Source organism: Nocardioides massiliensis, from assembly GCF_030811215.1.
Classification (GTDB): Bacteria; Actinomycetota; Actinomycetes; order Propionibacteriales; family Nocardioidaceae; genus Nocardioides_A; species Nocardioides_A massiliensis.
On sequence record NZ_JAUSQM010000001.1, the window covers coordinates 346,445 to 359,770 of the forward strand.

Consider the following 13,326-nt stretch of genomic DNA (forward strand, 5'->3'; position numbering starts at 1 on the left):
GCCAGTAGGGTGCGGCCATGCCGCCCGAGACGAACGACGCGACGACGCCCCCCGGCCTGGCCACCCCCACCCACGCCCCGGACCGCAACCTCGCCCTCGAGCTGGTGCGCGTCACCGAGGCCGCCGCGATGGCGGCCGGACGGTGGGTCGGACGCGGTGACAAGAACGGCGCCGACGGCGTCGCAGTCGAGGCCATGCGCCAGCTGATCGCGACCGTCGGGATGAACGGCACCGTCGTTATCGGCGAGGGCGAGAAGGACGACGCCCCGATGCTCTACAACGGCGAGCGCGTCGGCGACGGCAGCGGACCGGAGTGCGACGTCGCCGTCGACCCGATCGACGGCACGACGCTCACCGCCAAGGGCATGACCAACGCCGTGTCGGTGATGGCCGTGGCGCCGCGCGGCACGATGTATGACCCCTCGGCCGTCTTCTACATGGAGAAGCTCGTCGTGGGCCCCGAGGCCGCCGACGTCGTCGACATCCGGCTGCCGGTGGCGGAGAACATCGACCGCGTCGCCAAGGCCCGCCGCTCCAGCGCCTCCGACATCACCGTCTGCCTGCTCGACCGCCCGCGCCACGAGCAGCTGGTCGACGAGATCCGCGCCACCGGCGCACGGATCAAGTTCATCAGCGACGGCGATGTCGCCGGCGCGATCATGGCGGCCCGTGCCGACACGGGGGTCGACATGCTGATGGGCGTCGGCGGCACGCCCGAGGGGATCATCACCGCCTGCGCCATGAAGGCGCTCGGCGGCACCATCCAGGGCCGGTTGTGGCCCATCGACGACGAGGAGCGCCAGCGCGCGCTCGACGCCGGCCACAACCTCGACGCCGACCACGTGCTCACCAACGACGACCTGGTCAGTGGTGACGACGTCTTCTTCGTCGCCACCGGCATCACCGACGGCGAGCTGCTCAAGGGCGTGCGCTACTACGCCGGCGGCGCCACCACCCACTCGCTCGTGATGCGCTCGCGCAGCGGCACGATCCGCACCATCACCTCCGAGCACAAGCTCACCAAGCTGCGGGCCTACGCGGCGGTCGACCTGGAGCACTGAGCCAATGCCGGTGCCCGCGCCGGACCCGCTCGCCCTGGTCGTCGGTGAGGCGCTCGTCGACGTCCTCGGCCCCCACGGCCGGGACCGGGTGCCGGGCGGCTCGCCGCTCAACGTCGCGGTCGGCCTGAGCCGGCTGGGGGTCACGACCACGCTGGTGACCGAGCTGGCGGCAGACGCCGACGGCGAGCGCATCCGTGCGCACGCGCGGGCCTCCGGTGTCACCGTCCGCGCCGATGACGCCCGGCGGACCAGCACCGCGACCGTGCTCCTGGACGCCGACGGCGTCGCCGGCTACACGTTCGACGTCGCCTGGTCGCTCGCGCCCGACCCCGACCGAGACGCCGCCGACCTCGACAAGGTCGGCCTCTTCCACTGCGGCTCGATCGCGGCCTACCTCGCCCCGGGCGCGGCGGGGGTCGACGTACTCCTCGAGGAGGCGGTGGCGCGCGGCGCGTTCACCAGCTTCGACCCCAACATCCGCGCCCCCTTCGTCGGTGACCCGGACGCCGCCTGGCGGCGCACGCAGGCGGTCGCCGCACGCTGCGACCTCGTGAAGCTCAGCGACGAGGACGCGTCCTTCCTCGCGAGCGCGCTGGGCGTCCCCGGCGACCCGGTCGAAGCCGTCGCGCGAGCGCTGCTTCGCGGACGGACCCAGTTGGTCGTCGTCACCGCCGGGCCGCGCGGATGCGTGGTCGCCGACCGCGACGGCGTACGCCGATTCCCGGGCGGCCCGCCGGTCGAGGTCGCCGACACCGTCGGCGCCGGCGACTCCTTCATGGCCGCGCTGCTCGCCCACGTCGCCGGGCGGCTGCGTCGCGGCGCATCAGCCCTCCCCCAGCCCGGGAACTTCACGGAGCTGGAGGACCTAGTCGCGTACGCCGACGCCGCGGCGCGCGTGACGGTCACGCGGGCGGGCGCGGACCCGCCGTGGCACCACGAGCTCTGAGCGTGCCTGCTCAGACGACTCAGCGACTCAGCCGGCGCAGGCGATCCGGGCGGCGGGCAGCTCCGGCATCTGGCCGGGCACCTCGGTGGCGAACGAACGCAGCGCGGTCGACACCTCGTCGAAGACCCGCGGGTCGAGGATCATCCCGAGGTGGCTGGCCCAGACCTCGACGGCCTCGGCGGACGGGTCGATGCAGCCGCGCCAGTCGACGATGCCATCGCGCTTGGAATAGATCGCAGTGAAGCCGACCCCTCCGGGAAGCTCGAGCCGCGACTCGTTGAAGCTGCCTTCGGCGCACGCGCCGGCGACGCACTCGGCGCGCATCAGCCCGCCGATGCCGGCGCGGCTCAGGGTCAGCAACACCTGCAGGTCCCAGGCCAGCGCCTGGTGGACGGCGGCGGGCGCGAGCATCGGGCTGCCCATGGTGACGATGCCGCTGACGAGGTCGGGGCGGCGCGCGGCGAGACCGCGGGCGATCATCCCGCCGAGGCTGTGCCCGACGATCGCGACCTTGCGGTTGCGGCGCAGCGCGATCGCCTCGATGCGGCGCTCCAGGTTGTCGGCGGCCTCACGGGTGCACCCGACGTTGGCGTGCACCTGCGCGCGGTAGGTCCGGTAGCCCTCCTCCCGCAGGCTGCGGCCCAGCAGCGCGAGCGTGGCATCACCGGCCATGAAGCCAGGCATGAGCACGACCGGCTGCGCGGCACGCGCGACCTCCCGGCCGGCGTACGGCGTGCCCTTGCGCGCGCGGGAGGTGGTGCGGCGACGGGCGACGTAGTGCCCGAGCTCGACGAGGAACCCCTCCCGCGCCAGCGCGCGCAGCCCGCGCGGGCCTGCGAAGCCTTCGGGCAGGAACTGGGCACCGATCGGGTTCACCATGGCCGGACGCTACCCAACTGTGACCGCGATCACGCGCAGAACTCCCGCCCTGTGACCGTTCGGTGACCTGCGCCCGCCCCCTAGGCTGACGCCATGTCCCCCGCATCCGGACCGGTCCCGGCGTCCGCCGAGCTGGTCGCGCCCCTGAGCACGGGCGTCGACCTGTGCTACCAGAGCTACGGCGACCCGGACGGCGACCCGCTGCTGCTCGTCATGGGGCTGGGTGGCCCGATGAACTGGTGGTCCGCCGAGCTGTGCGAGCAGCTGGCCGACCGCGGCTTCCACGTGGTGCGCTACGACAACCGCGACACGGGCCGTTCGACCGTGCTGACGCAGAAGGTGACCCGCGCGATGCTGGTGCGGGCGTTCCTGGGGCGCCGGGTGCGTGCGCCGTACGGCATCGGGGATCTGGCGTCCGACGCGGTCGCGCTCATGGACCACCTCGGGTGGGACTCCGCCCACGTCGCGGGCGTCTCCATGGGCGGCATGATCGCCCAGACGGTCGCCGTTCAGCACCCCCGCCGCGTGCGCAGCCTGACCTCGATCATGTCGACCACCGGGCGCCGGACGGTCGGTTGGCAGGACCCGCGGTTGCTCCCGGTGCTGATCGCCCCGCGCAGGGCGGGCGAGGAGGCGTACGTCGAGGGCACGGTGCGCATGGACCGGCTGATCGGCTCGCCCGGCTTCCCCGCCGACCCCGAGGTGTCCCGCGCGATGGCGCGCGAGACCTACGCCCGCGGGATCCACAACGACGGGGTGCTGCGGCACATGCTCGCCGTGCTCACCCAGTCCGACCGCACCTCCCAGCTGCGCTCGCTGCGCATTCCGGCCGCGGTCATCCACGGCCTGTCCGACCGGATGATCCACCCCACGGGCGGGCGCGCGACGGCCCACGCCATCCCGCACGCCGAGCTCGTGACCATCGAGGGCATGGGCCACGACCTGCCGCCGGAGCTCTACGACACGTTCGTCGACGTCATCCGGCGTACGGCGGACCGGGCCTGAGACTCAGCGGGGCTTCCCGAGACGGCGCTGCTTCTTCTCGCCCGGCATCGGCCGACGCTGGACGGTGACCGCTCCCATCAGCGCCATGCCCTTCACCCGCACGGTCGGTGAGTCGGCCGTGAGCTCCGCCGGCACCTTGTCCCGGGCCTCCGAGAAGTCACCCATGATGCCGACGCCTTCGACGATCACGCGGGTGTGGGCGTTCACGTAGATGTCGATGCCGGCCATGATCGAGGTGGCGTTGATGACGACCTCACGCTCGGCGAAGACCGCCTCGCGCAGGTCGATCGTCGCGCCGGCCATGATCGCGACCGCGTTGTGGGTCTCCGGCATCAGCCAGACACCCTTGCGCGTGACCTCGCCCATCATCGAGAACGACGAGTTGTAGGAGGGCTCCAAGCCGGTCGCCCGCTGACGCGGGGCGCTCCCGGGCCGGACCACCGGCAGGCTCACCGCGTCGGGACCCGGCAGATCGGCGGTGATCGGGACCAGGTCGCCGTACGTCTTGGCGGCGTAGGTCTGCTCCAGCCGCTCCTCGAGCTCCTCGAGGTCGATCCGGCCCTCGGCAGCCGCGTCGCGCAGTGCTTCGGAGACGGCGTGCCGGTCCGCGTCGGAGATGCGGAGGTTCGCGGGATGGGGTTCGAGCGGGCCGGACATGAGAGCAGCCTAACGATCAGGGCGCCGCGGGCGAGGACTACGCTCCGCTCTCATGAGCACCGCCCCCGAGTTCCGCTACTCCGACCTGCTCCCGATCGGCGAGGACCCCACGCCCTACCGGTTGCTGACCACCGAGGGTGTTCGCACCATCGACGTGGGCGGCCGGCCGTTCCTCCAGGTCGACCCGGAGGTCCTGCGGATGCTCACCGCCGAGGCGATGCACGACATCGCCCACTTTCTGCGCCCGGCCCACCTCGCGCAGCTGCGGCGGATCATCGACGACCCGGAGGCCTCGGGCAACGACCGCTTCGTCGCGATCGACCTGCTCAAGAACGTCAACATCTCCGCCGGTGGCGTGCTGCCGATGTGCCAGGACACCGGCACGGCGATCGTCATGGGCAAGAAGTCCGAGGGCGTGCTCACCGGCGCCGACGACGCCGAGTGGATCAGCCGCGGTGTGCACGATGCCTACACCAAGCTCAACCTGCGCTACTCCCAACTCGCGCCGCTGACGATGTGGGAGGAGAAGAACACCGGCTCCAACCTGCCGGCGCAGATCGAGCTCTACTCGACCCCGGCGGCCGAGGACCCGGCCTACAAGTTCCTCTTCATGGCCAAGGGCGGGGGCTCGGCCAACAAGTCCTTCCTCTACCAGGAGACGAAGGCCGTCCTGAACCCGCAGCGGATGCTGGAGTTCCTCGACGAGAAGATCCGCTCGCTCGGCACGGCCGCGTGTCCGCCGTACCACCTCGCGGTGGTCGTGGGCGGCACGTCGGCCGAGCACGCCCTGAAGACCGCCAAGCTGGCCTCGGCGCACTACCTCGATCATCTGCCCACCGAGGGCTCGATGAGCGGGCACGGCTTCCGCGACCTCGACCTCGAGCAGCAGGTCTTCGAGCTGACGCAGAACTTCGGCATCGGTGCGCAGTTCGGCGGCAAGTACTTCTGCCACGACGTCCGCGTGGTCCGCCTGCCGCGCCACGGAGCGTCCTGCCCGGTCGCGATCGCGGTGTCGTGCTCGGCCGACCGCCAGGCACTGGCCAAGATCACCGCCGAGGGCGTCTTCCTCGAAGAGCTCGACCGCGACCCGGCGAAGTACCTGCCCGACACCACCGACGAGAAGCTCCAGGTCTCCGGCTCCGACGACGTCGTGCGGATCGACCTCAACCGGCCGATGCCGGAGATCCTCGCCGAGCTGTCGAAGCACCCGGTCAAGACGCGGCTGTCGCTGACCGGGCCGCTGGTCGTGGCGCGCGACATCGCGCACGCCAAGATCAAGGAGCGCCTCGACGCCGGCGAGGAGATGCCGCAGTACCTCAAGGACCATCCCGTGTACTACGCCGGTCCGGCCAAGACGCCCGAGGGCTACGCGTCCGGCTCGTTCGGTCCGACCACGGCGGGCCGGATGGACTCCTACGTCGACCAGTTCCAGGCGGCCGGCGGCTCGATGGTGATGCTGGCCAAGGGCAACCGCTCGGTGCAGGTCACCCGCGCGTGCCAGACCCACGGCGGTTTCTACCTCGGCTCCATCGGTGGCCCCGCCGCCCGCCTCGCGCAGGACTGCATCAAGTCCGTCGACGTGCTGGAGTACGCCGAGCTCGGCATGGAGGCGGTCTGGAAGATCGAGGTCGAGGACTTCCCCGCCTTCATCGTCGTCGACGACAAGGGCAACGACTTCTTCGCCGAGACCCAGAAGCCGATCGCGCTCACCGTCCGCACCCGCTCCGCGGAGAAGGTCTGAGGCGCGGTCGGGCACCGTGCGAGCCCGCGCCGGTCCCGGTAACCTGCCCGCTGTGATCTCGGATGCCACTCGGGTGCGCCCGCTTCGCGGCCTTCTCGGCCCCCTCCTCCTGGTTCTGCTCCTCGCCTTCGTGGTCGCCTGCTCCGGTGACGGAGAGTCGGCACTGGACACGCAGCCGACCGCTTCCGCCGAGCCGTCGCCGCCCGACTCCGACGACGCGGAGGCAGCGGTGCTGGCCGCATGGGAGGCGTACTGGACGGTGCACGTCGCTTCGGAGAACAACGCCGATGACTCCCCCGAACCGTTCAAGGACGTCGCAACCGGGTCGATCGTCGAACGCCAGCTCAAGAGCGTCGGTGACTACAAGGAGATGGGCTTGGTGCGCGTGGGAGCGCCCGAGTTCCGGGACGCCCAGGTGACCGTCGACGGCGACACCGCGGAGGTCGAGTTCTGCATGAACGAGGACACCTGGGGTGCCGAGGTCGACGGTGAACCGGTCGCCCCGCCCGACCTGGGCTTCCGGCCTCGGTTGAACCGGCTCGAACTGCACGATGACGCGTGGTTGGTCGTCGAGAGCGCGCCCGGTGAGGAGATCACGTGCTGACGCACCCACGCCTTCGCGGCATGCTCATCGTCGGAGCCGCCGCACTGCTGGCCGTCGGCTCCGTAGGAAGCGCGTCCGCCGACCTCGTGTGCGAGTGGGTCGATGTCGGCGAGGACGAGCTGCGCTACGTCTGCACGGAACCAGGCAGTCCAGGGACCCCGGGCGGGCCGCGCCCCGGTGGCACCGCACCACCCCCCTGCGACCTGACGCAGTCGCCCTACAACGAGTTCTGCGAGGGCACGAGTGCCTGCTGGGGCAACAACCCGGCCGCGGTCCAGGAGCCCAGGGAGCTCGAAGGCGTCCCGCAGCCGTCGGAGGACGCCCACGTCGCCTACAAGTCCTGCCGGCGCGAGGACGGGTCGACCTACGACGAGTGGTACTGGGCCACCGAGCCCAACCCCGGACCGACTCCCGCCGAGGCCGCCGCGCAGGCGTTCGGTCAGCTCGCCACCCCGGCCTTCCAGGCGTCGTTCAACCCCGAGACCCGCACGCTGGTCAACCTCGACACGTGGTGGTGGGCCGAGGGCGCGACTACCGGCGAGATCGTCGGCACCGGCGCCCTCGGCGTACGCGCCGTCGGCACCCCCGACCGGATCGAGGTCGACCCGGGCGACGGGACGGGGACGTTCACGTGTGACTTCGTCACCACGCAGTCCGACGCGTGCAGCCACGTCTACCGCCGCGCGAGCAGACCGACCTACGACGCCCAGATGCGGCTCGTCTACACCGTGCGCTTCGAGCGCAACGGCAACCCGATGGACCTGCCGGGACTGCCCACGCAGCTGGAGAGTCCCTGGGTGGGCACGGTGGTCGACGTCGACGAGGTGCAGAGCATCGTTCGCCCCTGATCCTGCGCGGGTACGGTCGATGCCATGAGCGAGGCGACCAACGAGCAGGAGTTCCGCACCGAGCACGACTCGATGGGCGAGGTCCGCGTGCCGGCCGATGCACTATGGCGTGCCCAGACCCAGCGGGCGATCGAGAACTTCCCGATCAGCGGCGCAGGTCTCGAGCACCGCCACATCCAGGCGATGGCCCGGGTGAAGGCGGCCGCGGCCAAGGCCAACGCCTCCCTCGGCGTGCTCACCACCGAGCAGACCGACGCGATCGTCGCCGCCGCCGAGCAGGTCGTCGCCGGCGGCCTGGAGTCGCACTTCCCGGTCGACGTGTTCCAGACCGGGTCCGGCACGAGCTCCAACATGAACATGAACGAGGTGCTCGCCTCCCTCGCGGCGCGTGCCGGGGTGGAGGTCCACCCCAACGACCACGTCAACGCCAGCCAGTCGAGCAACGACACCTTCCCGACGTCGATCCACGTCGCGGCTGCCGAGGCCACCACCAGCGACCTCGTCCCCGCGCTCGACCACCTCGCCACCGCGCTCGAGGCGAAGGCCGAGGAGTTCGCCGAGGTCGTCAAAGCGGGGCGCACGCACCTGATGGACGCCACCCCGGTCATGCTCGGCCAGGAGTTCTCCGGGTACGCCGCCGCGATCCGCTACGGCATCGAGCGGGTCGAGGCGTCCCTGCCCCGCGTGGTCGAGCTGCCGCTGGGCGGCACCGCGGTCGGCACCGGGATCAACACTCCCGACGGCTTCGCCGCTGCGGCCATCGGCCACCTCGCCGACGACACCGGGTTGCCGTTCGTCGAAGCGCGCAACCACTTCGAGGCCCAGGGCGCGCGTGACGCGCTCGTGGAGCTGTCCGGGCAGCTGCGGGTCATCGCGGTGTCGCTGACCAAGATCTGCAACGACCTGCGCTGGATGTCGTCGGGTCCGACCGCCGGCCTCGCCGAGATCCACCTGCCCGACCTGCAGCCCGGGTCGAGCATCATGCCGGGCAAGGTCAATCCCGTGCTGCCCGAGGCGACCTTGATGGTGTGTGCGCAGGTGGTCGGCAACGACGCCGCGATCGCCGCCGGCGGCGCGGCCGGCAACTTCGAGCTCAACGTGATGCTGCCGGTGATCGCGCGCAACCTGCTGGAGTCGATCCGGCTGCTGTCGACCAGCACGCGGGTGCTCGCCGACCGGTGCATCGAGGGCATCACCGCCGACGTCGAGCGGATGCGCACCTACGCCGAGTCGTCACCGTCGGTCGTCACGCCGCTCAACAAGTACATCGGCTACGAGAACGCCGCCAAGGTCGCCAAGCGGGCGCTGGCGGAGGGACGCACCATCCGCGAGACCGTCCTCGCGATGGGGTACGTCGAGGACGGGTCACTCACCGAGACGCAGCTCGACGAGGCGCTCGACGTGGCCGCGATGACCCGCCCCCGCTGAGCGCCACGAGGACCACCAGCACCACGAGCGCCAGGCCCATGCAGACGGTCATCCCCAGGGCCATCGCCAGGGCGCTGCCCTCGCCCGCGAGCCCGACGACCGCGGCGGCGACGCCCGCGGTCAGGAACTGCACCATCCCCTGCAGCGACGACGCGGCGCCGGCGGAGGCGGCGTGCTCGGCGAGGGCGAGGGAGGTGGCGTTGGCGACGACCATCCCGAAGACCGCCACCGCCGGGAAGAGTGCGGCGACGAGGACCGCGACCGTCCAGTCCTGCACCACCGCAACCAGCACGGTGAGCACGGCCGCGACCCCGACCACCACGCCCAGACCGAGCAGCCGGAGCTCACTCGCGAAGCGCCCGACGAGCACCCGGTTGAGCTGGCCGGCGGTGACGATTCCCGCGCCGTTGACCGCGAACACCAGGCTGAACTCGCGGACGCTGAACCCGTACGCCTCCTGCAGCACGAAGGGCGAGGAGGAGATGTAGACGAACAGCGAGGCGAACATCAGACCCCCGATCGCGATGTAGGCCACGAAGCGCAGGTCGCGCAGCAGGTGCGCGTAGCGCCGCAGATGGGCCAGGAGCCGCGCCTCCTGGCGCCGCGCGGGCGGGAGCGACTCGGGCAGCCGGAGGGCGACCGCGATGAGCAGGACGACACCGAACAGCACCAGCACGCCGAAGACCACGCGCCAGTGACTCACCGCGATCACCTGGGCGCCGAGCACGGGCGCGAGCACCGGCGCTGCCCCGGAGACCAGCATGAGCGTGGAGAAGAACCGGGTCATGGTCGTGCCGGAGTACAGGTCGCGCACGATCGCCCGGGAGAGCACGATCGCGGCGGACGCCCCGAGGGCCTGGATGACACGACCGGCGATGAGCACCTCCACCGTCGGCGCCGCGACACACACGAGCGAGCCGGTGACATAGACGACGAGACCGGTCAGCAGCGGTCGCCGCCGGCCCCAGGCGTCGGAGAGCGGGCCCACAACGAGCTGGCCGAGCGCCAGTCCGATGACGAAGACGGTCAGCGTCAGCTGGACCAGCGACACGCGCGTGTCGAGGTCGGCCGCCATGGCGGGGAGGCCCGGAAGGTAGAAGTCCGTTGCCATCGGCGCGAAGGCCGAGAGACTGCCGAGGATCAGGACCAGCCCGAGGGGCGCCTTGCCCGCCTCGCGCCGGACCGCCTCACGCTGGCCCTCCGCCGCCGTCGAGGCGGTCACGGGAGTCGCGGTCATGGCGACGATTGTCTCATCAACCAATGACCGGACGGCCGCCGGTGGCGACGGAGCGGAACCGCTCAGTACCAGTTGTTGGCCTGCTTGAACGACCACGCCGAGCACGGCGTGCCGTAGGCGTCACGGATGTAGCCCAGGCCCCACCGGATCTGGGAGACCGGGTTGGTCATGTAGTCGGCCGGCAGGTCGTCGTGGGTGCCGCCGGTCAGCGCCTGTGGGATGCCGTACGCCGACGACGTCGGGTTGTCGGCGTCGACCTCCCAGTCGCTCTCGGAGATCCAGAGCTGGTCGAGGCATCCCCACTGGTCGGATCCGAAGCCGAACTCCCCCAGCATGCCCTGGGCGATCTCGCGCGGGTCGGCGTCGGCGAGGTCGTCCACGCCGGTGACAGCGCCACCGGCCGGCGGGGCGAGCGTCAGCATCTTGGTCTCGTCGGGCTCGCCGCCTGCTGGCTGGCCGTCTGCTGTCTCGCCCTCTGCCGCCTCGGCCGACAACGACGCACGACCGCCGGCACGCGACGCGCGCTCAGCGACCTGCTCGCGCTCGGCACGCAGCGTGGCGGCATCCTCGTCGCTGACCGCCGACGCCACCACGGCCGACGTGCCTGCCGGCTCGCCGGACCCGGCCAGGACGCCGGCCGAGATCGCACCGCCGGTGCCCAGGGTCGCCAACGAGACGACGGCGATCCGCGCGGCCCGACGGGGCGGACGTGCGGGCGCCTCGGCGCGGTGGCGCGGGACGTAGCGTGGAGGGAGCAGCAACCGGGGACCTTCGGTGTCTCGACGGGGTCAGAGCAGGGACCCGTTCACTGTCCCCGACGGACCCGGCCCAGACAAATCCGAAGTGACCCAGATCACTGCGCGGCGGGCGCCTCGGCGTGCTTGCCGCCCTGGGTCGGCGTCTCCTCGGACTTCTGCAGCGTCAGGTTGTCGCCGGTCTCGGGGTCGAAGATGTGCAGGTGCGCGGTGTCGACCCAGATCTCGGCCTCGTCGCCGGCCGCGACCGTCGACGCCGCGTCGAGCGACACCACGATCTGGGTGCGCAGCGACTCCCCGTCGAGGTCCTTCTCGAGCTGCTCGAGCTGCTTCTGCACGGCCTCGGGCGCCTCGAACGGCAGGTAGGCGAACGCCTCGCTGCCGAGCCACTCGGTGAACTCGACGGTCGCCCGGAAGGTCGAGCCGGAGCTCAGCTTCGCGTCGTCCAGCACGCTCGCGTCGTCGAAGTACTCCGGCCGGATCCCGGCGATCAGGGTCTTGCCGGCGTGGTCGGCGACGAGGTCGGCCTTCTCCTGCGGGATCTCCACCGTGCCGAACGGCATCTCGACGGACGTGCCGTCGACGGTGGCCGGCAGGAAGTTCATCGGGGGCGAGCCGATGAACCCGGCGACGAACAGGTTGACCGGCTGCTCGTAGAGCTCGCGGGGGGTGGCCAGCTGTTGGAGCACCCCGCGCTTGAGCACCGCGACCCGGTCACCCAGCGTCATCGCCTCGGTCTGGTCGTGGGTGACGTAGACCGTGGTGATGCCGAGCCGCTTCTGGAGCCGGGCGATCTCGGTGCGCATCTGCCCGCGCAGCTTGGCGTCGAGGTTGGACAGCGGCTCGTCGAAGAGGAACGCCTGGGCGTCGCGCACGATCGCGCGTCCCATCGCCACGCGCTGGCGCTGACCGCCGGAGAGGTTGCCGGGCTTGCGCTCCAGGTGCTCGTCGAGCTCGAGCGTCTTGCTGGCCTCGCGGACCTTCTGGTCGACCTCCTCGTCGGACGCCTTCGCCAGACGCAGGGGGAAGGCGATGTTCTCGTAGACGCTGAGGTGCGGGTAGAGCGCGTAGTTCTGGAACACCATCGCCAGGTTGCGCTCGCGGGGCGCGAGGTCGTTGACCTTCGTGCCACCGATGATCAGCTCCCCGGAGGTGATGTCCTCCAGCCCGACGATCATCCGCAGCAGCGTGGACTTGCCGCAGCCGGAGGGGCCGACGAGGATCACGAACTCGCCGTCCGCGATGTCGATGCTCACGTCGTTCACGGCCGGGAAGCCGTCGCCGTACTTCTTGACGATGTTCTTCATCTCGATGGCAGCCATGTGGCATCAACCCTTCACGGCGCCGGAGGTCAGTCCGGCCACGATCTTGCGCTGGAAAATCAGGACGATGATGATGATCGGGATCGTCGCGACGACGGCTCCCGCAGCCAGCAGCGACGCCGGCCGGTTGAACGGGTCGGGCCCGACGAAGAACGACAGCGCTGCCGGGATCGGTCGCGCGTTCTCCGTCGACGTGAGGGAGATGCCGAAGACGAAGTCGTTCCAGGCGAAGAAGAACGTCAAGATGGCGGCGGTGAAGACACCCGGTGCCGCCAGCGGCACGATCACCTTGCGGAAGGCCTGCCAGGAGGTGGCGCCGTCGACCTGCGCCGCCTGCTCCATCTCCCACGGGATCTCCCGGAAGAAGGCCGACAGGGTCCAGATCGCCAGCGGCAGCGTGAAGGACATGTAGGGGATGATCAGGCCGGGCCAGGTGTCGTAGATGCCGAGCGTGCGCCACATGTCGAACAGCGGGCCGACCAGCGACACCACCGGGAACATCGCGATGACCAGCGCGGTGGTGAGCACGAACTTCTTGCCCTTGAACTCCAAGCGGGCGATGGCGTACGCCGCCAGCGTGGCCAGGATGACCGAGAGCAGCGTGGCGATCAACGAGATGCCCAGCGAGTTCAGGATGGCGCGGCGGAACTGGTCGTCCTGGATGACGTCCACGTAGTTCTGCCACCCGGCGAAGCCCTCGGCCTGGGGCCAGAACCCCGGGCTGCCGTTGGTGATCGCGGCCTGGGACTTGAAGGACAGCGAGATGATCCACACCACCGGCAGCAGGCACCAGATCAGGATGAGTGCCACGCCGATGACGAGACCGATGCGGTTCTTGGTCAT

General features: G+C 70.9%; 13 protein-coding genes. 7 read left to right on the forward strand and 6 right to left on the reverse strand.

What is annotated here, in order from left to right:
- The first annotated feature begins 17 nt into the window (after positions 1–17).
- Together glpX and J2S59_RS01905 are read left to right on the forward strand one after the other, a co-directional pair.
- Entirely contained in the window at positions 18–1,061 is a 1,044-nt protein-coding gene (gene glpX / locus J2S59_RS01900) for a class II fructose-bisphosphatase (RefSeq protein ID WP_068121271.1), read from the forward strand.
- Between the two features lie 10 nt (positions 1,062–1,071).
- A complete protein-coding gene (locus J2S59_RS01905; RefSeq protein ID WP_306824758.1) occupies positions 1,072–2,007 on the forward strand; it encodes a carbohydrate kinase family protein in 936 nt (311 codons plus the stop codon).
- 27 nt (positions 2,008–2,034) lie between these two features.
- Here J2S59_RS01905 and J2S59_RS01910 read toward each other — a convergent pair whose 3' ends face one another.
- Positions 2,035–2,886 carry an alpha/beta hydrolase gene (locus J2S59_RS01910; protein ID WP_068124822.1) on the reverse strand — a complete coding sequence of 284 codons (852 nt, stop codon included), beginning with the start codon at positions 2,884–2,886 and terminating at the stop codon, positions 2,035–2,037.
- Positions 2,887–2,979: 93 nt separating this feature from the next.
- Between J2S59_RS01910 and J2S59_RS01915 the strand changes: the two genes are divergently transcribed.
- Positions 2,980–3,891 (forward strand): alpha/beta fold hydrolase, encoded by a 912-nt coding sequence (locus J2S59_RS01915; RefSeq protein WP_068124824.1) that lies wholly within the window; start codon positions 2,980–2,982, stop codon positions 3,889–3,891.
- Positions 3,892–3,894: 3 nt separating this feature from the next.
- Here the strand turns inward: J2S59_RS01915 and J2S59_RS01920 are convergent, their stop codons facing one another.
- Positions 3,895–4,548, reverse strand: a complete 654-nt coding sequence (locus J2S59_RS01920; RefSeq protein ID WP_068124826.1) for a DUF1707 SHOCT-like domain-containing protein — start codon at positions 4,546–4,548, stop codon at positions 3,895–3,897.
- 52 nt (positions 4,549–4,600) lie between these two features.
- Between J2S59_RS01920 and J2S59_RS01925 the strand changes: the two genes are divergently transcribed.
- Genes J2S59_RS01925 through J2S59_RS01940 form a run of 4 tightly spaced genes read left to right on the forward strand, consistent with a single transcriptional unit; the run spans position 4,601 to position 9,169 of the window.
- The gene (locus tag J2S59_RS01925; RefSeq protein ID WP_068124828.1) at positions 4,601–6,289 is read left to right on the forward strand and encodes a fumarate hydratase; all 1,689 of its coding nucleotides are present in this window, start codon (positions 4,601–4,603) and stop codon (positions 6,287–6,289) included.
- Between the two features lie 52 nt (positions 6,290–6,341).
- Positions 6,342–6,893 carry a hypothetical protein gene (locus J2S59_RS01930; RefSeq protein ID WP_181642623.1) on the forward strand — a complete coding sequence of 184 codons (552 nt, stop codon included), beginning with the start codon at positions 6,342–6,344 and terminating at the stop codon, positions 6,891–6,893.
- Positions 6,887–7,741, forward strand: coding sequence for a hypothetical protein (locus J2S59_RS01935; RefSeq protein ID WP_181642624.1), 855 nt, complete (start codon positions 6,887–6,889; stop codon positions 7,739–7,741). The genes J2S59_RS01930 and J2S59_RS01935 overlap by 7 nt, the downstream gene beginning before the upstream one ends.
- 24 nt (positions 7,742–7,765) lie before the next feature.
- Entirely contained in the window at positions 7,766–9,169 is a 1,404-nt protein-coding gene (locus tag J2S59_RS01940) for a class II fumarate hydratase (protein WP_068124834.1), read from the forward strand.
- Here J2S59_RS01940 and J2S59_RS01945 read toward each other — a convergent pair.
- The 4 genes from J2S59_RS01945 to J2S59_RS01960 form a co-directional block, all read right to left on the reverse strand.
- Positions 9,111–10,406 carry a multidrug effflux MFS transporter gene (locus J2S59_RS01945; protein WP_181642625.1) on the reverse strand — a complete coding sequence of 432 codons (1,296 nt, stop codon included), beginning with the start codon at positions 10,404–10,406 and terminating at the stop codon, positions 9,111–9,113. The two genes, J2S59_RS01940 and J2S59_RS01945, sit on opposite strands and share 59 nt — an antisense overlap.
- Before the next feature lie 62 nt (positions 10,407–10,468).
- Entirely contained in the window at positions 10,469–11,167 is a 699-nt protein-coding gene (locus tag J2S59_RS01950) for an aggregation-promoting factor C-terminal-like domain-containing protein (protein WP_068124836.1), read from the reverse strand.
- Positions 11,168–11,259: 92 nt separating this feature from the next.
- Entirely contained in the window at positions 11,260–12,483 is a 1,224-nt protein-coding gene (locus tag J2S59_RS01955) for an ABC transporter ATP-binding protein (protein ID WP_068124837.1), read from the reverse strand.
- A 6-nt stretch (positions 12,484–12,489) separates the two neighbouring features.
- Positions 12,490–13,326: a carbohydrate ABC transporter permease gene (locus J2S59_RS01960; RefSeq protein WP_068124839.1), complete on the reverse strand. Its 837-nt coding sequence runs from the start codon at positions 13,324–13,326 to the stop codon at positions 12,490–12,492.